This is a genomic window from Photorhabdus machadonis (genome assembly GCF_052657765.1).
In genome coordinates, this window is record NZ_CP199761.1 from 1,939,301 (window position 1) to 1,964,165 (window position 24,865).

At 43.9% G+C, this 24,865-nt stretch carries 10 protein-coding genes and 1 pseudogene; 9 read left to right on the forward strand and 2 right to left on the reverse strand.

All coding sequences use genetic code 11. The annotated features are described in order from the left end of the window. Positions 1 to 67 precede the first annotated feature (67 nt). From ACUN2T_RS09615 to ACUN2T_RS09645, 7 genes and pseudogenes are all read left to right on the forward strand, one after another. The gene (locus tag ACUN2T_RS09615) at positions 68 to 1,720 is read left to right on the forward strand and encodes a thiamine pyrophosphate-binding protein (RefSeq protein WP_445497272.1); all 1,653 of its coding nucleotides are present in this window, start codon (positions 68 to 70) and stop codon (positions 1,718 to 1,720) included. A 49-nt stretch (positions 1,721 to 1,769) separates the two neighbouring features. Then, positions 1,770 to 3,236 (forward strand): nucleotidyltransferase domain-containing protein, encoded by a 1,467-nt coding sequence (locus ACUN2T_RS09620; protein WP_445497273.1) that lies wholly within the window; start codon positions 1,770 to 1,772, stop codon positions 3,234 to 3,236. Between the two features lie 286 nt (positions 3,237 to 3,522). Continuing rightward, on the forward strand, positions 3,523 to 4,734 hold the full coding sequence (locus tag ACUN2T_RS09625) for a citrate/2-methylcitrate synthase (protein ID WP_445497274.1): 1,212 nt from the start codon (positions 3,523 to 3,525) through the stop codon (positions 4,732 to 4,734). Then, positions 4,731 to 6,095 (forward strand): Gfo/Idh/MocA family oxidoreductase, encoded by a 1,365-nt coding sequence (locus ACUN2T_RS09630; RefSeq protein ID WP_445497275.1) that lies wholly within the window; start codon positions 4,731 to 4,733, stop codon positions 6,093 to 6,095. The genes ACUN2T_RS09625 and ACUN2T_RS09630 overlap by 4 nt, the downstream gene beginning before the upstream one ends. 24 nt (positions 6,096 to 6,119) lie before the next feature. Further along, positions 6,120 to 7,292 carry an MFS transporter gene (locus tag ACUN2T_RS09635; RefSeq protein ID WP_445497276.1) on the forward strand — a complete coding sequence of 391 codons (1,173 nt, stop codon included), beginning with the start codon at positions 6,120 to 6,122 and terminating at the stop codon, positions 7,290 to 7,292. Continuing rightward, positions 7,279 to 8,889: an AMP-binding protein gene (locus ACUN2T_RS09640; RefSeq protein WP_445497277.1), complete on the forward strand. Its 1,611-nt coding sequence runs from the start codon at positions 7,279 to 7,281 to the stop codon at positions 8,887 to 8,889. The genes ACUN2T_RS09635 and ACUN2T_RS09640 overlap by 14 nt, the downstream gene beginning before the upstream one ends. A gap of 23 nt (positions 8,890 to 8,912) precedes the next feature. Further along, positions 8,913 to 9,329 (forward strand): annotated as a pseudogene (locus tag ACUN2T_RS09645) (FGGY-family carbohydrate kinase); the annotation flags it as partial. Between the two features lie 248 nt (positions 9,330 to 9,577). On the opposite strand, the gene ACUN2T_RS09650 reads toward ACUN2T_RS09645, so the two are convergent. Then, positions 9,578 to 9,865, reverse strand: a complete 288-nt coding sequence (locus ACUN2T_RS09650) for a hypothetical protein (RefSeq protein WP_445497278.1) — start codon at positions 9,863 to 9,865, stop codon at positions 9,578 to 9,580. Between the two features lie 1,078 nt (positions 9,866 to 10,943). On the opposite strand from ACUN2T_RS09650, the gene ACUN2T_RS09655 reads away from it, so the two are divergent. Together ACUN2T_RS09655 and ACUN2T_RS09660 are read left to right on the forward strand one after the other, a co-directional pair. Next, positions 10,944 to 12,266 (forward strand): MFS transporter, encoded by a 1,323-nt coding sequence (locus tag ACUN2T_RS09655; RefSeq protein WP_445497279.1) that lies wholly within the window; start codon positions 10,944 to 10,946, stop codon positions 12,264 to 12,266. A 1,262-nt stretch (positions 12,267 to 13,528) separates the two neighbouring features. Then, positions 13,529 to 23,461, forward strand: coding sequence for an amino acid adenylation domain-containing protein (locus tag ACUN2T_RS09660; RefSeq protein WP_445497280.1), 9,933 nt, complete (start codon positions 13,529 to 13,531; stop codon positions 23,459 to 23,461). Positions 23,462 to 23,750: 289 nt separating this feature from the next. Here the strand turns inward: ACUN2T_RS09660 and ACUN2T_RS09665 are convergent, their stop codons facing one another. Further along, positions 23,751 to 24,662 carry a LysR family transcriptional regulator gene (locus ACUN2T_RS09665; protein WP_445497281.1) on the reverse strand — a complete coding sequence of 304 codons (912 nt, stop codon included), beginning with the start codon at positions 24,660 to 24,662 and terminating at the stop codon, positions 23,751 to 23,753. Positions 24,663 to 24,865 lie beyond the last annotated feature (203 nt).

Consider the following 24,865-nt stretch of genomic DNA (forward strand, 5'->3'; position numbering starts at 1 on the left):
TGAATTTTTAGCAAGCATTCATGAATGTCGCTTTATAAATTAAACTTTAAACACAAAGGATGACCACATGAAACTTGATGAACTATTTTTGCAAGCGCTTGCGCGCCAAGGTGTAACCAAATGTTTCGGTATTGTAGGCGGTGAAGCAGAGGCTATTAGATTTCCAAATCAAATCGGTATCGAATTCTTTCTTACGAGACATGAATTTACAGCTGGCATTATGGCTGATGTTTTAGGAAGATTTACAGGAAAACCTCAAATGTGCTGGTCTACTTTCGGCCCTGGTCTTACTAATATAGCGACTGGGGTATGTTCAGGAATATTAGATCGATCCCCTATGATAGTAGCATCAGCGCAGATACCGAATGGACAGGCTAAGTACAACTTAACTCATCAATGTATTGATAATGTAAGCTTTATGAAGCCAATTACAAAGGTAAGTTTCCAAATCGAGGATATTCAAGATATTCGACAAAAAATCCCCTCTGCAATAAAGGCATCTGTTGATGAATTACCAGGTCCAGTTTATATGAGCATACCCATAGACGTTCTTAAGCAAGAAATCTCTGCTCAAGAGGCTGCCAATATTCTTGAAGGGTTGCAAATACCAAAAAGGACAGAACCTGCGGCACCAATAGTGGCTAATTTGGAAAAAGTGGCTAGCTTGATAAATAATTCATGTTATCCAATGATTGTCATTGGTAACCAAATACTACGCGAACAAGTTCAAAACGAAGTAAGACTTTTTGCAGAGCAGCTCAATACTCCAATAATATGTTCTTTGGCTGCAAAAGGTGCAATCTCTGAAAAACATCACCTATTCTTAACCGCAGCTAATAAATATCTTGATGGAGTGTATCGCCAGCCAATTGTATCAGATCTTTTCGACGATGTTGATCTTCTTATTTTAATCGGCTACGACTTTGGAGAAGATCTAAAGCCATCTTTATGGGGCTGCAATAAGGATACTATTGTAATAAATAGTTTCGATGTTCCGATGGAAGAAGTTTTTCAGCCAAAAGTGAATTGCTTAGGTAATATTGAGCAGTCATTGCGTTATCTCAGGAATATTTGTACCGTGAGGAACCAAGGTTTCTGTCAAAAGCATAAAGAACTTAAAGCGATATTTGATGAGCGTAAAGCAATCAGTGTTAAGCCCGGAACGACTGATATTCCCAGAATTATAAAGGTAATCAGCAACTATTTGGGGGAGAGTGGTATTCTATGCAGTGATGTCGGCTTGCACAAACAATACGCTGGTTTATTAGCCCGTACTCATATGCCTAATAGATTCATTTGTTCCAACGTATGCGGAAGTTTTGGTTTTGGCCTTCCCGCAGCATTAGCTGCAAAGCTTTGCAATCCCTCAGAAAAAGTTGTAGCCATCTGTGGTGATGGTGGTTTTCATTCTGCAAGTCAAGACTTGGAAACAGCCGTTAGATACAAATTGCCAGTTATCATCATAGTACTGTCAGATTCTTGTTTTGGCTTAATAAAGTATTATCAAGGCTTACATAGTGAAGAGCCGGTAAAAGGCATGACCGAACTAGGACTGGTTCAATTTCATCTATTGGCGAATGCTAACGGCATGAAATCTGCTTTTCTCAAGAACCCAGAAGAACTTTCGAAAGTCTTAGAACAAGCATATCTTCTTAATGAACCATTTTTAATTGAGATCCCTGTTGTTTACGACTATAACTTATTAAAACATGTATCTTGATTCGATTCATGATTTATAGATTTGATATTCTTATATAGAGTAAATTTATATGGACGCAAGAACTGATTATTTTATTCAGTCCACATTAGAGGTTTTTGCAGAGAATCTCCTCGGTATTGTGGAAACTGATTCATATCTCCGCCAACCCGATTATTCTTCTCGGTGTGTGAGGCATTTCTACGTGATTATATCTGATAATTTCGTCACAGGTTGCATTACATCACTAAGATACCTTCAGGCGGAGTTTTTTGAGTTTACCTTAAATTACCTTACTATTAGCGAGTTATCATGTTATCCGCCTCATTGTATGTGGCAATTTACTAAGAATCCTTGGCTCTTACGGTCGGAACAAGTCAACGATGTAATATTCTCTGATACCAAAGGAAATCTTGATATATATAGACAAACAGTCTTTAGCGTTGCTCATATTTCGCGTCTTTACTACCTCAGAAACTTGACGCCGAAGACTCACGTTTGGGGAGTACGCCAGCTTGGTTGGGCAATGCGTTATGCTGAATTGGGGCTATATCGTTTGCTTGAATCGACGGAACTATCCTGTATTCACAAAGATAGCGCGTATGCTTTGAAAGCACCAACAGAAGACCTTAATTGGTTGATCACTTGCAATACATCCTGGCAAAAGTTCGAAGAAGAACTTTTGTCCAATATTAATGTTTTTCGTGATGCAGCAGCACGGTTAAGTGGAATCGCGGAGTACTATTCAACGTTATTACAGCACTTGTACCCGGAGGCACGTATTGTTTCAGCGCATGGTAAAGTAGACGATCTTCTTTCATTACAACCTCTTATTGATCAAGTAATTATTCTCTTAAGGCAGCTTATTGGAAATAGATTATTAGCCTTTTATCTCCATGGTAGTGCTGCCCGAGGTGATATGCGAAGTGGTTCAGATATAGACTCTATTGCTATCGTGGATGAAGTCGATATGGTTGTTCTTGAAGCAATCCGCTCAACACAATCTAGGTTCAAGAATTTATCCATCTCCGTATATAGCGCATCAAATGTCCACCAATATCCTAGTTTCAGAGCATATGCGCTCATTAATGGAACTAAGCGTGTCTATGGCAATCTCGTTTTAGAAATGAAACCATCATTGAAAAGCGATATATATGGTATTATTAACAACCTATTTACTATAAGGCAAATAGCTCGTTCTTATCTGGTTTCTGGTACATATGGACATCGGGCACATTATATGCTTGGATTGATGATGAAGCTCACTGATCACGGTTGTTTACGCCCTTTACAAACCCTAAAAAGTGGTTTCTATCCAACTAAGAAGACTCAGGTTTTGGAATACTACAGAGACAACGAAATTCTCACCGACATTATTAAATATACCCAAAACCTAAAAGAATATGATAATACGCTAAAGCAAAAATTGCTTATTGGAAGTCGAACTGAATTAGAAAATTTATTCTATTCATTACTTGATGCATGTGAAATAGTGGCAGAGAGACTAAACATGGTACAAGTCGAGAAGTCAATTTCATAGACGGCATGATCATATACCCTATGGATTTCAAGATGCATTGCGGCGGCAAGGGAGCGAATCCCCGGGAGCATAGATAACTATGTGACTGGGGTGAGTGAGTGCCGCCAACAAAGAGGCAACTTGAAAGATGACGGGTATAGTTCTCTTAGCTATAAGTATTACGATGAGTAAGACATTAATTCGTATCTAAACATAGTCATTAGCTAATGCAGTAAGTTAATTATTGTAATCCTATTTATACCAATGTATCAGTTTAATGCACATATATTATCAAGAGGAATAAAGCATGACGTCTAAAATATTGGAAAGATCAATTAACGAATTTTTTGAAGTACAACAATTATCAGACCAAATTATTCTCAAGCCAAATCGAAAAGTAAAGATGAAGATCCTTGATGAAGGTTTAATGCAAACAGCCATCTGTAGAAGTAATGTAGGCCGAATCGATGAAAAAGAGTTGGAGCTTGAGTACCGAGGCCATAATGTCCGAGATTTAGCAAATAACTATTCTTTTAGTGATGTTGTTTATCTTCTGATTACAGGAAAATTAAATACAGAAGGAAGTGAAGGGTTTTTGGACATGCTCCATAGCAATTACTTATCAGCACTCAAGCATATTGAAAAGTTAACACCAGTAATATTCGGAACTACACCCACTGATTTCCTCGCAATTACGGTTTTATCTTCGCAGGGTAAATGGCTTTCCGACCGTTCTGTAAAAACAAAGGACGAACGACTGATAATTACTGCATCTATTTTGGCAGCAATAGCTGCCGCTATTACTATATATGTTCAAAAGTATGCTATACCTGAACTTGTATTTAAAACTTTTTTCGATACTAAACGTCGCTTCTTTGCAAATTTTTTAGCAACATGCTTTGGGCAACCATGTGACGATGTAGCAGAAGAAATGCTAAACAAGTTTTTAATTCTTCATGCAGAACATGGACTTAATTGTTCAACTGCAACTGTTAGAGCCGTAGCAAGTTCTGGTGCAGATCCATTCAATGCTGTAGCTGCGGGTATCTGCGCATTCAGTGGCTCTCTCCATGGAGGAGCGAGTGAGGAAGTTGGTTTAATGATAGATGATATGCACGACAATTCTAAAAATATTAGTACCTTTATTGATGAACTTGTAGAAAGAAAGCAACGCCTTATGGGATTCGGACATCGAATTTACAAGCAACCAGACCCACGGGCTTCTTACATGAGCGACATTCTTGCCAAACAGAAAGCAAAGTTCGATGTTATCTCTTCCTATGTAAATATTTCGCAGGAACTTGCATCAGAAGTATCGAAAAGACCGTATTTTTCGCAACGAGGATTATACCCAAATCCGGATCTATTTAATGGGTTACTACTTCGTAGGGCTGGTTTCAAGTCGCACATGAATACTGCTCTCCTTTGCTTCAGCCGTGCTGCTGGTTGGTTGGCCCATTACTATGACAGTATTGACAGTAAAGCGCCAATTCTGCGACCACAGGAGCTGTATTTATGAAAATAAAGCATAAACCAGTACGGAAACTAATCGTATTTGGATGTGGTCCTCACTTTCTAAATAGATACCTAGATGTTCTATTGGAGTACCGTGATACCATTGAGGTTATGCTTATAGTTGATTTGAAATGCCGAGAAATGAAAATTCGCTGTGCATTAGATGAGAAAGGATTAAAACCCAGAGCATATTTGTTCCTTGATGAACAATACAGAAATTATCCGGATTCAGACGAAATTCATAGGTTACTTTCTGCAATTCCAGAATCCCATCAAGCTGATGCTGTCATAGTGAGTACTGAACCAAAAGCCCATAAAACATATGCTCTATGGGCAGCCGCAAATGGATTGGACGTGTTCATGGATAAACCAATAACCGCACCTTATTCATCAAACGCGGAAAATTTAATGACAGATTTTGCCGAATTGTTGGCTACTTCGAGAAAAACCAACAGTAGATTTGTAATCAGTTGTGAACGCCGAATGCAATTCGGATATAGATATGTGGAAAAGTTTCTAACTGAATTCATGAACTCATTCCAAATACCTATCACATCAATGCATGTTCATTTTGGTGGCGGGTGGTGGGTAATTCCATCGGAAATGCTCCATTTGGAAAACCATCCACTCAAATACGGTTATGGAGTACTATTTTATTCTGGGTATCATTATTTAGATCTAGTTGCTCGCTTTGCACTTTACAATAAAACAATACAGGATATAGACCTCCTGAAACCACATGTCAAGACAATGGTAGTACGCCCAAACGCACTGGCGGAAGCTCTACCATTTACGATTTATTCACATGCCCTTAAGGAAGAGGATAAAAGTCAATATCAAATTGCACATCAATTGTTGGACTATGGTGAATTGGACTTCTCAGTGATAGGAAATTATTCCAAAGGTATTCAACATCGAATGTCTTTCAGCATGGACTTGATGGAAACAACCTTATCTGGAAGGATAATGCCGAATAGTATTCCAAGTGATGGACGGATACGACAGGAAATCGTAAATATTCATCTCGGGCACTTTTGCTCAATTAGTATCGTATCGAATTCTTTCCGGAAACTGACAGAAGGTAACACTATACCGGAGGATTTCAGCATAACTATTGCTACCCACCCAATGTTTACCCGGCGGGGTGAACAGGCTGTGTTACGAATCAACCGCAGAGATCTATCACAGTTAAATCCAAGCCTCCCTTTATGCGCGGGCTTGAATGTTCACGCAAGAAAAGAGCAGCTTCGCGATTTTTTAAGTGGTGGAGATGCGAACTCAGAGTTATCAACTCACGAAAATTCAGTTGCATTGCTTGCTGCTGTTTATGAGCAGGTCTCTAAGACAAACACAGTTCCTCAATAGCTCAAGTAGAGTAGAGGCCGAGTTATGAGCGAAAAATTAGATCTACTACCTCTTATTACATTTGTTAGAGGTTTTCTTTTTTGGGCCGCAGCTACTGCGGCCATAGGTTATATACCTTTGCTTGTAGAAGCTACTGATTTTTCCGCAACACAAGCAGCAATCTTCTTATCGGGAACTGCTATTGGAAGAGTGGTATTTCAGCCCATTATGGGGCAATTTATCTCACCTAAAAACTGTTTACAGGTATATGCTGGTGCATTAATTGGACTTATATCTTGTAGCATCTGTTTATTTCTTTTTAGAAACCCTATTAATTTACTGCTGTGTTCCAGGCTTCTGGAAGGGGCTTTTTTTTCAGGATTCATTATCTCTTGGCGAACACAGCTTAATAGATTCTCCCAAGCTTCGAATTTTGAATCGGTGAATGATAGCTACGTTATTTCCCAAAATGCTGGGCGTTTAGTGGGTCCAATGGCTGGGGGGATTATCGCTGCGAAATTTGACCTTTATAGTGTTTTCTTATTTTCTGCAATTATGTATTCCTTGTGTCTGATAATTTTGCCCCAAAAAACTGCTATTACGTCTATTGCCAATCATAATCGTGAACAGATTCGAATAACGTACGTTCAGCTCATTAGGCGGAATTGGAGATTACTCTTGGTTCACCATCTAGAATTTATTTGTCTTGGTTTATGGTTAGCCTCATGGCCTATCTTTGCTGTATACACTTGTGGATTCAGTCCAATAGAAGTTGGTTATTCGTTCGCTATTGCGGCTGCGGGAGGTTTTTTCGTGTTACCGTTGCGTAAGCTGTTGCGAAAAACAGCTTTAAAGGCACGATTCGTCATTTCCCTTATGCTTTTGTTTTTGCAACCGAGTGGTGCTCTTTTAATATCAACTCACTTGGGCCTTTGGATAATGTTATTATTGGGTGGACTTGGTAGTACTATTTATTTCACATCCTTTCATCAGTTTGTATCGAAGACTTATCCTGTTGAGCAAATTCCTGCAATTTATGGATTCTTAGGCACAAGTACATTTTTAGCTCAAGCAATCGGCCAAGCTGTAACACCATATACTCAACAATTTGGCGGAATTGATGCACCAATTATTATCGACGCTATATTGCTGTTTATCATGATATTAATCGCTTTTAGAATATATAAAAAAGGGAGTGAGAAATATGATTTGTTCTAATTCCTTCTTAAGTGAATATGATGGTGTCGCACTTTCACCTATTTCATTTCTAAGAAGAGCAGTACTGAGTAATGGAGATGATATTGCTGTCATAGATGGAGAATGTTGTTGGACTTGGAGTCAATATGCATCTCGGTGTGAAGGGCTCGCAATATCTCTGAAAAAAATTGGTGTTTGCAAAGAAACAGTTGTGTCCGCTCTTCTACCCAATATACATGAACTGCTTGAATTACATTTTGCGGTTCCAATGGCAGGTGGTATCTTGAATGTGCTCAGTACCCGAACAGATTCAAACACTTTAAATTTTATATTCAAAAGACTTAATCCTAAGGTATTGTTCATTGATAGAACCTTTATTTCACTGTTGGATGATATTCCTCTTGACAACCAAGTAAAGATCATTGTTGTTGATGTGGACGGTGGAGTCATTTCAAAGTCGATTTCTGACTGGGAATTTATTCAATATGAATCGCTGATAACTACGCACAAATTGGGAGAGTTGTCTTTTTCTCTGCAAGATGAACAAGAAGCGATCAGCATAAATGTAACTTCGGGAACAAGTGGACAACCTAAACTTATTGTCTATTCTCACCGTGGCGTGTTTCTGAATTCCATTTCTAATGTTTTGGATTGGAATATACCAAAGCGACCGATGTTCTTATGGACGTTACCAATGTTTCACTGTAATGGGTGGTGTTTTCCGTGGGCTATTGCTGCTCGGGGAGGTACACACATCTGTATGCGCAAGTTTGACGCAGAAGAAGCGATATTGTTAATGCAAAAGCATAAGGTAACACACTATTGTGGAGCACCTATTGTCCATTGCGCATTAGGTAATATTGCTCGGAAGCAAGGGCTGCATTTTGAGGAGAAAATTAATGGATTAGTTGCAGGTGCGCCGCCTACAGAGATGATGTTTTCTCTATTAGATTCCATTGGAATAACAGTAACACAAGTATATGGTATGACTGAGACATATGGGCCTGTCGTTGTGTGTGAAGAAAAGGTCGATTGGGAAAAGCTCCCTAAATCTGCAAGAATATCTAAGAGAATACGCCAAGGTATTGTTTCAAATTTACAAGGTCAAGTTTGTGTTCTTGAGGAAAATACGGGATTACAGGTGCCTTTTGATGGTAGAACTGTTGGTGAACTCGTAATTCGTGGAAATATGGTTGCATCTTATGATCCGGATCGGTATGTGACTCTTGATGCAGCAAGTAAATGGCTTTTCACGGGGGATCTAGCTGTTGTTGACGATGATGGCTATGTCAGAATTATAGATAGGAAGAAAGATATTATTATTTCTGGTGGTGAGAATATTTCTAGTCTGGAATTGGAAAATTCATTGTCAAACTATCCCGGTGTTTTAGCTGCCGCTGTTGTAGCAAAGCCAGATCCACATTGGGGTGAAGTACCGTATGCATTTATAGAGCTTGAAGAAAATTCATCAGTTACAGAGTATGAATTGAATGATTATATTTGTACGGTAGTAGCACGGTATAAGCGTCCTAAGGGATATACTTTTTTAACCTTACCCAGAAACGCAAGTGGAAAAATCATAAAAGAGCAATTAAGACAACTAATTAGAAATTCCTGAAATCTCAAGGATGGGATTTCGTATTATTCCGTGCATTAGAAGAAAATGCGGCGATTGTCTCGGCCTGTAACTTGGATCTGATTTCTGCATTTTCGGCTGTTAAACCGGATTCATTGGTATTTGCTGGCGGTGGTTCAAAAGGCAAATTATGGAGCCAGATTTTATCTGATGTGACAGGGCTGCCGGTTCGGGTACCGATGGTCAAAGAATCTACTGCTTTGGGATGTGCCATCGCCGCCGGAGTGGGGGTTGGGCTTTACGATGCAATGAGCACGACAGGGGAAACACTGGTGCGCTGGCAACATGAATATCAGCCAAATCCTGAACATTATGAAGTGTATCAAAAAGTTAAAGAGAACTGGCAGGCGATATATGCCGATCAGTTAACTTTAGTCGATCATGGTTTGACAACTTCATTATGGAAGGCGCCGGGGTTATAAAAATTTCAGGTGTAATCTTGCTCCTGATTTTCCTGTTCTGCTTTTTTACTACCTATCCCATTAAAGCTATTTTATTTGTTCTTCTTTGTCATAAAGAGTGAACCAGTGGTGGGATAGGCTCTTAGTACTACAGCCGTACTTACTTTTTTCAACAGAAAAGACACTTATAGAAAAGCTTAATTCATGCGGTTTCTCAGAATTGTGAGCATCAAGGAAAATGCAACTTTCTGGTATCTACGGCTGTAGTACTAGAACAGATAATTTCTGAAGGTATAGAGAGTATGTTCTAAAATAGAGATTTCATACTTTAGCTGCTTACCACGAGTAATTCCTTCGTTTCTTTCGAGATCAGATAATTTTGCAAGGTTTTGTGCAAGCTTTTTTGATTCTGCTCGTAATAATTCCAGTTCCTGCTGGATTTTCCTTTTACGCTGGTCTAGTGCAATTATTTGGGAAACGTCAAAATCAAGACCTCTGTTATTGCAGATTTGCTGAATAAATTCGGGTTTTTCTCGGACTAGTTTAATATATAACACGATTATTCCTCAGGGGTTTATGTTTTAGATAGACAGATCATTCATACTTGTCAATTTTTCTATAGTTGTCAATATCAACGCGAGGCTGTTTGTTTTTACCATTAATGAATGTTTACTTTTCATCGTCTTCCTCTGCTCATTTGTCATGAAATTTGCAAAGTCATTGTCATTCTTTTACTTAAAAACCTAAATGGGTTCAATAGAGTTTGAATTTAGTGACGAACTGGCAATTGATCTTACCTGTATATCTGTTTGCGCTATTCAGAGTAAACGTTAATATTGAGTGTTAATTCTTCCTTGCTATATCTTGGTGGTTGGGGATACTTGTGTTGGTATACGGTTTAGGTTGCCAGTGCTTGTATACTTGGAATTGTGTAGTGCCATGGTAATTGATAAAGGGTATTTTATATTATAATAGATTGTAAATATTTATATTATTTTTATAAGGGAAGAGTTAGGTTTATTATTATATTTGATTGTTTTAATAAATAGTTTTATATAAAAAATTAACTATATGTAAATAATTTAATAGTGATTTATTTGTTTAATCTTAATTGAATGAAATGTAACGAGAATTTAAATGGATGTATTTAATGAGTTGATTTTTAATTGTTGAGTCTGGTATTGGTTAATAGAAGTTGCAGAAAATCAATCTAAATCGGGATGAACGTTGAATGAGCCGCCATCCTGCAAGAGGATATTGTCAAACTGCCGATGCAGGTCAGCGATGGAGGTGCAGTTTCCTTTGCTCAACGTGGCTATCAGACTAAGAACCAGTGGTGGGATAGGCTCTTAGAATCATATTTTTTTGTTATTATTAATGCGATTTTTTTATCTGCAATTCTTTAATTCTTATCTTTCTGTTCGAGATATATCCGGTAATCTTGTGATAACATTTATCCTGAAAGACTTCTATTGATGGGCCTTAATGTCTTTAGTTTCAGATTTCGGGTTAGCTGATGTAATGATAAATTGAGAATAATAACGTCAATTATATTTTCATGGTAATAATATGAACATAAATAAAATTAACATAGAAAACATTAAAATAAATTTTCTTTACGATTGGTGATTTAAAATGAATAGCACTAAAACAGTTAATATCCAACATATTATTAATAATCAAAAACTTTCGAAAGTACAATGGCAAGTATTAATTCTCTGTTTCTTAATTGTTGTTATTGATGGTTTTGACACGGTATTAATGGGATATATTGCACCCGCAGTGATAAATGATTTTAAAGTAGAAGGTGCCATTCTTGGGACAACTATGAGCGCTGCACTTTTTGGATTATCGTTGGGCTCGATTTTTTCTGGTCCACTTGCAGATCGGTTTGGTCGAAAGTCAGTGCTGACAACATCAGTCACTGTTTTTGGCCTATTTAGCCTTGTTACAGCTTTAGCTGGTTCAATACAGACATTAACTATTTTGCGTTTTTTGACTGGATTAGGTCTTGGTGCCGCAATGTCAAATGCAATTACCTTAATATCTGAATATGCACCAGAGCATCGGCGATCTTTGTTAATAAATATCGTTTTTTGTGGTTTTCCTCTTGGTGCAGCGGTAGGCGGGATAGTGTCTGCGTGGATTATTCCACATTTTGGTTGGCAGGGTGTTCTGATTTTAGGGGGTATTTTGCCATTATTTCTATCTCTGTTTCTCTTTTCACTATTACCTGAATCACTTAGGTATCTGGTTTTGCAAGAGGGTTCAGAAGGTAATATAAGACGAATTTTATCTAAAATGACCAACAACTCTTTAAATGATATAAACAAGTTTATCTTTGATGAAGAAGAAATTATACATAAGTCGTCAATCAAAACGGTTTTATCCAATCGATTCTTGCTTGGGACTGCCCTGTTATGGATAACCTATTTCATGGGAGCATTGGTTTTTTATGTGCTGACAAGCTGGATGCCATTTTTAATGAATGATGTTGGTTTCAGTATTAGTATGGCGGCAATACTGACAGCATTATTTCCTTTGGGCGGCATAATAAGCGCTGTTTTTTCCGGTTGGTTAATGGATCGAATTAATCCTCATAAGGTGGTTGCAACTAATTATCTACTAACGGGTATTTTAGTTTTTTTTATTGGTCAGGGGGAAGATGTATTATTACTGAGTATTTGTATATTTCTTGCCGGAATAGCAATGAATGGTGCTCATGCGTCGATGGGGGCCATTACTGCACAATTTTACCCTACCCATTGTCGGGCAACCGGTGTTGCTTGGATGTTAGGATTTGGAAGATTCGGCGGGATTTTTGGTGCTTTATTTGGAGCAGAATTGATCAGGTTTGAATTAAATCATAGCAGTATTTTTGCAATTTTATCCATTCCCGCTATTTTAGCTGCTTTAGCATTAACATTTAAGGATGTGAGTTATAGAAGACGTAGATAGATAACTTTACTCATTAACGACAATCATCACATTACAAGTGATTTATTTTTGAAATCAAATATCATAAATGTGGTGTATGCGACAACATTAAAACAAAAACTAAGCAACCACCGACTAACGTTGGTGGTGTAGAGTAATGCATAATAAAGTTATTTATGATTGTAAATTATTTAATTATAGTGTTAAACACAATGATGATTATGTCATTTTTGTGATTTTGTTATAATGAGATAATATATAAATGAGTTTTTGATAATATATTGTCATCATTAGAATGATGAGTGTTCATAATTATGAAAAACAGGTTAATATAATCTTTTAATCTTTTAATCTTTTAATCTTTTAATCTTTTAATCTTTTAATCTTTTAATCTTTTATTCTTTTTTAGGTATTTTTTAATTAATAAATGTTAAATGAAGCGATTATTTATACTACGCGGATATTAAATATCCATGAATATCAGATAAATCACATTGTTTATTGTTATAAAATAATAAACAATGAAGTTATTTAAATTTAAAATTGTTTTGCTTCGGTATGTGATATAGTGGGATTTATATTTTATCATGATCTGATTATTACAAACAAATATGTCACCAAGTTATTTTTAATTTTTTATTCCCTATTTTTTGGTATTTACATTATCGGCATTTTTACTATTGGGGAATAATGTGTTATAAATTATTTTAATCTGATGTTATATTTTTGTATAATTTAATGTGAATGATTTTTTGTAAATATTGAATAAGTCTAATTTTGTGTTGAAATATACGTTAATTATTAGATTTAAGGAGGTGATTTTTAAATTATTTATTGTAAGTAATTGATAATATTTAATTAATTTGATGTGTTTTTTTGAAATTATTTTAATTTGGTATTAGTGGGAAATGGATAGAATATAACATTGATTTGGCATTTGTGCATAATTAATGTAGTTGATGGTTCCATTTAAAATTATGGCATTCAGTGTCAGCCAATAATAATTTCAGCAAATTAATCGAATTTATCTAAAAAACAGGAACGAAAATGGAATGTCTTATTCTTGCCCATAAGATGAATTATTTATTCCATTGTCAGGAAAATTAGCATCAAGGAATTGCTGATTATAGGGTTATTAACCGAGCTATGGCATCCCGCATCTGGGTGTTTTGAATTAATGTCAGAAGTATCGGCTTCTATTTCTTGGGAGCAAAAACATGGGTGATAACTGTCGGAAATGACAGTTTTCAAAAAGTTAATAGATTCGTTGAGGTATATGATAGATGAAAGATAACATTGTTAAAGTGGGAAATGTTGCTAAATCTGAATTCCTTTCTCAGACGTCAGAAAACATAATCGACTCAAATTATGCATCACCACAGAATCAAAATACAAAGAATATCCTCCAGAACCTTACATCCAGTGAGTTATTCTGGTATGAACGTCTTACTGTTTTGCAACCATTCCAGTTACCTTTCGAAACCGCAGGAGAACAAGCGGAACCCAGATGGGCAATGAGTCTTTGGCAGTCCCCGTTGCCAAAAAATGGGGAAGAGGACTCATTGCGGACACTGTTGCAGGCATTTGTGATCTATCTTGCGCGCTTAACTCAGCAGACTGAATTTCAAATCGGTTGGTGCGTGGATGAGGTAAAAGATAAATCAGTAGATCTGGCATCGGTGGTGCCCATGACCGTTGAAGTGGCGTTTGATAAGCCGTGGGGGGCGATAGCTGACGGGGTTGATGACGAGCTTACCCTGCTGGCGCGGCACCGGACATTTAGTCGTGATCTCCTCGCCCGTATTCCTTCATTGCAGGTTATCCCAGAGTTGGCAACCCGCCGGCCGTGGCAGATCGCTATCTCAGTGATACCGGATGACAGAGACGGCGATCAGGAGGCACCTGGCGAATTGCTGACCCTCCAGGTGAATGGGCAGGGCGGTTTTCGCTGGATATACGATGCGAACCGTCTGAGTGGGGAAGTGGTTCAGCGAATGGGTGAGCATTTACAGGTGTTGGTATCATCGAAAAGGGTGGGTGATGAAATCCCTGTTTGGCAACTGAATTTACTGCCTGAGGCTGAACGTACATTGTTGCTGGAAACCTGGAACGCCACGGAAATACCGTATCCTGATCCGTTATGTATTCATCAGTTGTTTGAACAACAGGCAGAGCAAACCCCGCAGGCGACGGCGTTGGTGTATCAAGCACACTCCCTCAGTTATGCAGAGCTGAATGCTCATGCCAACCGGTTAGCTCATCAACTGATTATGTTAGGTGTAACGCCAGACCAACGGGTGGCGATTTGTGTGGCTCGCTCCCCGACGATGGTGGTGGGATTATTGGCGGTGCTGAAAGCCGGTGGCGCTTATGTGCCGCTGGACCCAACCTACCCGGGGGAACGTCTGGCCTATATCCTGAATGATACCGCTCCGGCGGTGGTATTGGCTGATGCGACCGGCCAGGCAGCGCTGGGTGAAGCCGCGCTGGCGGAATTGACGGTACTTGACCCAAATACCCTGCCGGATCAGCCAGACAGTAATCCGCAGGTCCCGGTGTTGACACCTCAGCATCTGGCTTACGTCATCTATACTTCCGGTTCAACCGGGCAGCCGAAAGGCGTGATGGTCGAGCATCAGGCAATGTATCAGCGTCATCGGGGTTTTAATGCTCTCTTTGTTGTCACGGCGCAAGACCGGGTGCTGCAATTTGCCTCTTTTGCTTTTGATGTTTCAATAGAAGAATTATTTTCGTCATTATGCAATGGTGCCACGTTGGTGATGCGGGATGATAGCTGGCTGGCTTCGGTGCCGGAATTTATTGCCTTAGCCCGGCAAAGCCGTATCACGGTGATGTCTCTGCCTACATTGTTCTGGTCAGAACTGATCGCCAGAGACCATGAATTACCGCTGCTGGATTGCCTTCGGCTCATCATCATTGGGGGGGAGGCGGTCAAAAAAAATGCCATTCAAAATTGGTTTACGCGGGAAATCCATCGGCCCCAATTATTGAACGCGTATGGCCCGACGGAAAATACCGTGACGGCGACTTGTAAGGAAATATTATCCCAGGCAGATGATAATTCTATTGGCCGGCCGGTTAAGAATACCTGCGTCTACCTGCTGGACAGATATGGTCAACCCGTTCCATTAGGCTGCATTGGTGAAATGTATATTGGCGGCGTTGGGGTGGCGCGGGGTTATCTGAACCGGCCGGAATTGAGCGCGGAACGTTTTATACCGGATCCCTTTAGTCCGGTCGCGGATGCGCGGATGTATCGCTCCGGGGATTTGGCCCGTTACTTGCCGAACGGTGATTTGGAATTCCTGGGCCGTAACGACGAGCAGGTTAAAATCCGTGGCTTCCGGATTGAGCCGGGGGAGATTGAAACCCGCTTGATGGAACACCCGGCAGTGCAAGAGGCGGTGGTGCTGGCGCTGGATGGTGAGCAGGACAAACGTCTGGTCGCCTATGTGGCAGCAGAAGCGCATGAGGGATTGGCTGTCAATTTGCGTGAACATTTGAGTGCCGTTTTACCCGACTATATGGTCCCGGCGGCGTTTGTGCGTCTGGATACTTTCCCGCAGACTCCGAGTGGTAAGTTGGATCGCCGGGCATTACCGGCACCGAGAGAGGATGATTTTGCCCGCCAGATTTACGAAGCCCCACTAGGGAAGGCAGAGATCGCTCTTGCCGCCCTTTGGCGTGAGTTATTGGGCATTGAGCAGATAAGCCGGCATGACAGCTTTTTTGCATTGGGCGGTCATTCACTGCTTGGCGTGCAGATGATTGAACGTCTGCGTCACCAAGGGTTGACATTGGCGGCGCGTGATCTGTTTCAATCGCCGGTGCTGTCAAAACTGGCTCAAACGTTGGGGCAGCACCGGGCCATGATGATACCTGCTAATGTCATTACGCCAGCGACGACGACACTCACGCCGGAGATGTTGCCGCTGATTGATCTGACTCAGGCTGATATTGATCATATTGTCGGGCAGGTGCCGGGTGGGATGGAGAATATTCAGGATATCTATGGGTTGTCGCCATTGCAGGACGGTATCCTGTTCCATCATTTGCTGACAACGGAAGGTGATCCATACCTGTTGCTTTATCCGGTGGCCTTTGCTAGCCGCGCTTTGCTGGACCGTTATCTGGGCGCGGTGCAACAGACGGTTAATCGCCATGACATCCTGCGCACCTCTTTTCTTTGGGAAGGGTTGTCAGTACCGGCGCAGGTGGTCTGGCGTCGGGCGCAGTTGTCAGTGACTGAACTGACGCTGGACCCGGCTGACGGTCCGGTCATTGATCAATTAACTCGGCGTTTTGACCCAAGTCAGCACCGTCTTGATCTGAGTCAGGCTCCGCTATTGCGTTTTGTTATCGCTCAGGAAACCGATGGTCGCTGGTTTTTATTGGAGTTGCTGCATCACTTGATCGGCGACCATGAAACGATGGAAGTGATGAACCGTGAAGTGCAGGCGCATTTTGCTGGACAGGGGGATCGCCTGCCTGACCCGATCCCGTTCCGCAATCTGGTGGCGGAGGCTCGGCTGGGAGTGAGTCAGGAAGCGCATACCCGTTTCTTTACCGATATGTTGGCGGCGGTGGATGAGCCGACGTTGCCGTTTGGGTTGGCGGATGTGCATCTTGATGGATCTCAGGAGGTGGGTTTCCATCGGATGCTGACGGCTGAGTTGAATGACCGTCTGCGCAGTTTGGCCCGGCGCTTGGGTGTCAGTCTGGCAGCGCTGTGTCATCTGGCCTGGGCACAGGTGTTATCACATACCAGTGGTCAGGCGAAAGTGGTGTTCGGTACCGTGCTGTTTGGGCGCATGGCGGTGGGGGAAGGGGCTGACAGTGGGATGGGGCTGTTTATCAATACTCTGCCGTTGCGGCTGGATATCGATGATACCCCGGTACGGGACAGCGTGCGGGCGGTGCATCTGCGACTGGCCGGGTTGCTGGAACATGAACATGCTTCACTGGCGCTGGCCCAGCAATGCAGCGGGGTTGTCAGCGGTATGCCTCTCTTTAATGCCCTGTTGAACTACCGGCATAATTATCAGCCAGATCCGCTGGATGAAACGATGGCTGGGATTGAATTCCTGGGTGAATACGAGCAGACCAACTATCCTTTTGCGCTGTCGGTGGAGGATGGGGGCACCACGTTAGGGCTGACGGCTAATGTGGTGCAACCGTTTGATCCGGAAAGGATATGCGATTATGTGCAGCAGGCGCTGGAGAGTTTGGTGGAGACACTTGAACAGGCCCCCGAGACACCGGTACGGGCACTGAACATCCTGCCTGAAACAGAACGCACGCTGTTGCTGGAAACCTGGAATACCACGGAACCTGCCTATCCTGATGCATTGTGTATTCATCAGTTGTTTGAACAACAAGCAGAGCAAATCCCGCAGGCGACGGCACTGGTGTATCAAGCGCAGACGCTCAGTTATGCGGAGTTGAATACCCGTGCCAACCGTCTGGCCCATCAACTGATTGCACTGGGTGTCACACCCGACCAGCCGGTGGCAATTTGCGTGGCCCGTTCCCCGGCGATGGTGGTGGCTTTGCTGGCGGTACTGAAAGCCGGTGGGGCCTATGTGCCGCTGGACTCAACTTATCCGGGTGAACGTCTGGTGTATATCCTGAATGATACGGCACCGACAGTGGTGTTGGCTGATGCAACCGGCTGGGCAGCGTTGGGTGAAGCCGCGCTGGCGGGGTTGACGGTACTTGACCCGAACATTCTGCCAGACCAGTTGGACAGCAACCCGCAGGTCCCGGCGTTAACGCCACAGCATCTGGCGTATGTGATTTACACCTCTGGTTCAACCGGGCAGCCGAAAGGGGTGATGGTAGAGCATCAGGCGATTTATCAACGGTATCTGGGTTTTAATGAGACCTACGCTGTCACGGCACAAGACCGGCTGTTGCAATTTGCTGCTTTTGCGTTTGATGTTTCAGTGGAAGATTTTTTCTCGTCATTATGCAATGGCGCGACGCTGGTTCTTCGTGATGACAGCTGGCTGGCTTCGATAGCGGAATTTATTGCCTTAGCCCGGCAATATCGTATTACGGTGGTATCGCTGCCGACTCTATTCTGGTCTGAACTGGCGGGCAGAGAGACTGGGTTACCGTTACCGGATTGCCTCCGGCTCATCATCATTGGCGGTGAGGCGGTCAAAAAGAATGCTATTCAGGACTGGTTCAGGCAGGAAGGCCACCGGCCCCGGCTATTGAATGGTTATGGCCCGACGGAAAATACCGTGACGGTGACTTATAAGGAAGTGTTATCCCCAGAGGATGACCGTTCTATCGGCCGGCCAGCTAAAAATTCCTGCATTTACCTGTTGGGCCAATATAACCAACCGGTACCCTTAGGTTGTGTCGGCGAAATGTATATTGGCGGTGTTGGGGTGGCGCGGGGTTACCTTAATCGGCCAGAACTGAGCGCAGAACGTTTTATGCCGGATCCCTTTAGTCCAGTAGCCGGTGCGCGCATGTATCGTACCGGGGATTTGGCCCGCTATCTGCCGGACGGTGACTTGGAATTCTTGGGTCGCAACGACCAGCAGGTGAAAATCCGCGGTTTTCGTGTTGAGCTGGGGGAAATTGAAACCCGGTTGGTGGAACATCCAGAGGTGCAAGAGGCGGCAGTGCTAGCACTGGATGACGGGCAGAGTAAACGGCTGGTGGCCTATGTGGCAGCGGAGGAGAAGGAGGGGTTGGCAGCCCATTTACGCGAGCATTTGAGTGCAATTTTACCTGACTATATGGTACCGGCGGTCTTTGTCCGTCTGGATACCTTCCCGCAGACCCCGAATGGCAAGTTGGATCGCCGGGCATTACCGGCACCAGGGGAGGAGGATGTTGCCCGCCAGGTTTACGAAGCGCCGCAAGGGGAGGTTGAAATCGTTCTGGCGGCCATCTGGTGTGAGTTACTGGGCATTGAGCAGATAAGCCGGCATGACAGCTTCTTTGCGTTGGGCGGCCATTCACTGCTCGCTGTGCGGATGATTGAACGTCTGCGTCGTCAGGGGTTGACATTGGTGGCACGTGATCTATTTCAGTCGCCGATGCTGTCAGAACTGGCCCAAACGTTGGGGTGGCATCAAGCCATGAGGGTACCGCCCAATATCATTACGCCAGCGACGACAAAACTGACGCCAGCGATGTTGCCGCTGATTGATCTGACTCAGCCTGAGATTGATCGCATTGTCGGGCAGGTGCCGGGCGGGATGGCGAATATTCAGGATATCTATGCGCTGTCGCCGTTACAGGACGGTATCCTATTTCACCATCTGTTGGAAAAGGAAGGCGACCCGTACCTGCTGCTCTATCCGGTGGTCTTTGCTAACCGTGCGCTGCTGGACCGTTATCTGACGGCGGTGCAACAGGCGATTGATCGCCATGATATCCTGCGTACTGCTTTCATCTGGGAAGGATTATCAGCGCCAGCTCAGGTGGTTTGGCGTCAGGCGATCTTGCCGGTAACTGAATTGACACTAGACCCGGCTGACGGCCCGGTCATTGACCAGTTAACCCGGCGTTTTGATCCGGATCATCATCGTCTCGACCTGAGTCAGGCACCGCTCCTGCGTTTTGTTATCGCCCAAGAAACTGATGGTCGCTGGTTTTTACTGGAATTGCAGCATCACTTGATCGGCGACCATGAAACGATGGAAGTGATGAACCGTGAGGTTCAGGCCTGTTTTTCCGGGCAGGCGGACCATTTGCCTGACCCGGTGCCGTTTCGCAATCTGGTGGCTGAGGCCCGGTTGGGGGTGAGTCAGGCAGCGCATACCCGTTTCTTTACCGACATGTTGGCGGAGGTGGAGGAGCCAACGTTGCCGTTCGGGCTGACGGAGGTCTATCGTGATGGATCTCAGATGACGGAAGCCCATCGGATGTTGACTACTGGGTTAAATGACCGCCTGCGTAGTCAGGCCCGGCGTTTGGGCATCAGTTTGGCGGCGTTGTGTCATCTGGCTTGGGCACAGGTATTGTCGCATACCAGCGGGCAGGAGAAAGTGGTGTTCGGTACCGTCCTGTTTGGGCGGATGCAGGCCGGTGAAGGTGCCGACAATGGTATGGGGTTGTTTATCAATACCCTGCCGTTACGCCTGGATATCGATGAGACCCCGGTACGGGACAGTGTACAGGCAGCCCATGATCGGCTGGCTGGACTATTGGGGCATGAGCATGCGTCACTGGCGCTGGCCCAGCGGTGCAGTGGGGTTGCCAGCGGTACGTCACTCTTTAGTACTTTGTTCAATTATCGACATAATTATCAGCCGGTGACTCCGGATGAAACGATGGCTGGGATTGAATTTCTGGATGAACAGGAGCGGACTAACTACCCATTAGGACTGTCGGTGGAGGACGATGGCTCTACTTTGGGACTGACGGCTCTGGTGGTGCAACCGTTTGATCCGGATCGGATATGCGGTTATATGCAGCAGGCGCTGGAAAGTTTGATCGAGGCGCTTGAACACGCTCCGGAAACGCCGGTACGGTCACTGAACATCCTGCCGGAAACGGAACGCACGTTGTTGCTGGAAACTTGGAATGCCACAGCAACCCCATATCCTGACGCGTTATGCATTCATCAGTTGTTTGAACAACAGGTAGAGCAAACCCCGCAGGCGACCGCACTGGTGTATCAGGAGCAGCGCCTCAGTTATGCTGAATTAAATGCTCGCGCCAACCGTCTGGCCCATCAACTGATTGCGCTGGGCGTCGTACCCGACCAGCGGGTGGCGATTTGCGTGGCCCGCTCCCCGGCGATAGTGGTGGCGCTGTTGGCGGTACTGAAAGCCGGTGGTGCCTATGTGCCGCTGGACCCAACCTATCCGGAAGAGCGTCTGGCGTATATCCTGAATGATACGGCCCCGGCAGTGGTATTGGCTGATGAAACCGGACGGGTAGCGCTGGGCGAAGAAGCCTTGGCCGGGCTGACGGTACTTGATCCAAATACCTTGCCTGACCAGCCGGACAGCAATCCGCAGGTTCCTGCGTTGACGCCACAGCATCTGATTTATGTCATCTATACCTCTGGTTCAACCGGGCAGCCGAAAGGGGTGATGGTGGAACATCAGTCGGTGTATCAACGTCATTTGGGTTTTAATGATCTCTATGCTGTTACGGCGCAAGACCGGGTGCTGCAATTCGCCTCTTTTGCTTTTGATGTTTCAGTGGAAGAACTTTTCTCGTCATTATGCAACGGTGCTACGCTGGTGATGCGTGATGATAGCTGGCTGGCCTCTGCACAGGCGTTTATTGCTTTAGCCTGGCAAAACCATATTACGGTGATATCTCTGCCTGCGTTATTCTGGTCCGAATTGATTGCCAGAGACAATCCATCACCGCTGCCGGATTGCCTCCGTCTCATCATCATTGGTGGTGAAGAGGTCAAAAAGAGCGCTATTCAGCACTGGTTCACGCGGGAAATTCATCAACCCCGGTTATTGAATGCTTATGGCCCGACGGAAAATACCGTGACGGCAACTTGTAAGGCGGTGTTGTCTCCTGTGGATGATAGCTCTATTGGCCGGCCGGTTAAAAATACCTGCGTTTACCTATTGGACAGAGACGGTCACCCGGTGCCATTAGGCTGCATTGGCGAAATGTATATTGGCGGCGTCGGTGTGGCGCGCGGTTATCTTAACCAGCCGGAATTGAGCGCGGAGCGTTTTATACCTGATCCTTTTAGTCCGGTATCTGGTGCACGGATGTATCGCACTGGGGATTTGGCTCGTTATCTGCCGGACGGTAACCTTGAATTCCTTGGTCGTAATGACCATCAGGTGAAAATCCGCGGTTTCCGTATTGAACTGGGGGAAATTGAAACCCGACTGGTGGAACACCCGGTGGTACAAGAGGCAGCAGTACTGGTGCGGGAAGATGGGCAGGACAAGCATCTGGTCGCTTATGTCGTGGCGGAAAAGAGTGATGGGTTGGCAGCCCGTTTGCGTGAACACTTGAGTGCAATTTTACCTGACTATATGGTGCCGTCGGCTTTTGTGCATTTGGATGTCTTTCCGTTGACGCCAAACGGCAAACTGGACCGTCAGGCATTACCCGCCCCGGACGAAGAGGCGTTTGTCCGTCAGGTTTACGCAGCGCCACAAGGCGAAACAGAAACCGTATTGGCGGCGATTTGGTGTGAATTGCTGGGAGTTGAGCAGGTCAGCCGGCATGACAACTTCTTCGCGCTGGGGGGCCACTCACTGCTCGCCATGCGAATGACCAATCTTGCCGTAGGCCGGGGTTTGATTTGCACATTGAATGCCTTGTTTCAATTCCCGGTGCTGGCCGAATTGGCAGCGAAAATCACCTCAGATTTGCTGTCTCAGCCGCATTGTGCCGCCATAACAGTGCGGCCTGCCGGAGCAGGTCTGCCACTGTTCTTTGTTCCCAGTGGGATGGGTGACTATTCCTATGTCTTCGGGCTGGCTCAATATATCCAGTCAGGTTTCCCGATTTATGCGTTGCCCTGGCCATCCATCAGTGAAGAACCGATGTTAGCGGTAGAAGCGCAGGCGGTCAGAATGATCCGCTTGATGAAAGCGGTTCAACCGACAGGCCCGTACCGGATAAGTGGTTACTCTTCTGGCGGTATATTGGCTTACGCTATTGTCCAGCGGCTTTTGCATGCCGGTGAGACGGTGAACTTCCTGGGGCTGATGGATACGCCAGCGCCTCATTATTTCAGGGAGCAACCTGTGCAACCTAAACATCAGTTTTTGACTGAGCTGGTCAGGCAGTCAGGGGAGGAACACTCAGAAAAGGTTGCAGCGTTGTACCGGCGAATTGATGAGCTGAGTTTGGTGCAGTTTATTGCCGCCGCACAGGAATTGGCGTTATACCCGGCCAATCTGCGCCCTGATTTAATGGCAAAACGTTGGGAGCAGATAGAGTGTTATGCGCAAATAGTCAGGGAGTATGAACCGCAAGCATTAGCGTTAACGCTGCATCAGTTTTATGCGATAGAGCCTTCTCCTTCTGTTTCTTTTGTCACGGATGAGAAGCCAGAATCGTTAAATAGAGAACCGTCATTAGGCTGGGCGCAGGTCATGCCGGACTCTTCACTTCAATTGATTGCTATTTCAGGTAATCATTTTAGTTTGTTGGAGGATAAGGAGCATAGAATCGCTTTAGCTCATGCTCTGAATAAGGCACTGTCAATACATTGTGATGGGGAGATATTGTAATACGGCTGTATTAACCATTATAGAATAATTTAATATTGGTATGATAATCCGGTATATATTGTTTATACCGGATTTTTGTATTTAACAATAAGGGAATGAATAATTTTCATATAATTAGATAGGCAGGGCAGTTTTATCAGTGTTGAGTCAGTGGCATTTAAGATTGAGACATCCTTTCATTATTAGAATAGAAAGCTTATTTCACAGGTCATTATCAAAGTGAACTTTTTGATAATTGAAAATCAATTTATCATTTATAATGACTTAATATCTTTTCGACATGATTTTATCAAGGCGGAAAGTCCTTAATGGGAGGATAGTCATTGATACTGGCTATTATTTGGTTTCGCAGCCAGTCAATACCTTCATCTCGCCATGTTCCAGCAGACCAATGTACCCGGATGCTAATCATTGGCAACTTAAAAGGGAGTTCGACAATGCGCAATGTTGTGCTCCTTTGTTGGGATAGAAGATGAACCAGCCGTTCTGGAACAACCGCTGTGATAGACGTCCCTGTAAGCACTTCTGGCAACATAAAGAAGTTTGGCACAGTGATCACGGGTTTGATGCCGTGCAATTGAAAACGTTCAGGCACAATCTGATGCGCTGAATTGGGAACATAAGCCACTGCATAACGGTGTAGCGCAGGCGCTGTGTCCGCATCATGCACTCCTACATACCTATCCTTAAATAGCAGTGAACTGGTTTTACGTGCCTTAAGTTGAGGGATCCAGCCAAAGGCAATATCAATGCTTCCGTCATCAAGCTGATCTGCCAGGGTACCTTCCCAGGTACTGATCGCCCGGATGCGTATACCGGGAGCTGTTGTCTCAAACCGGGACATTAATCGGTTAAGCATGAGCATTTGGCCGACATCTGTCATGTACACACTGAAAGTACGCTGAGATGTTGCAACATCAAAATCTGATGGGGCATTGAGGGCTGATTCCAACATGGTCAGTGCCGATGCAACTGGCTCAGCCCAGTTACGCGCCAGTACAGTAGGTTGCATACCTTGTGCACTGCGGATAAACAGCGGATCACCGGAAATTCGACGCAAGCGGGCCAGCAGTGTTGAAACAGTTGGTTGTGACATCCCCAGTATATCAGCGGCACGTCCCACATGTTGTTGACGAAAGATGGTGATAAAAACATTGAGTAGCCGGAAGTCGAGCTGATCAAGAGAAATATGTCGTTTCACTTTTCCTCCTAATAAAACTACCTAAGAAAGAAAAGGTATTATAAGGCCTTCAAGGCAGCATTATAAGGATTTACAGATAATGAAAATCCAATATTATGAATTGCCAGCAGGGTTTTGATAAAATAAATTAGTAGTATTTCAAAGAAATGAGAAATTATCATGAATGCTTTTTCCCGGGGAAAACCGGTGAAACTCTCGTTTTC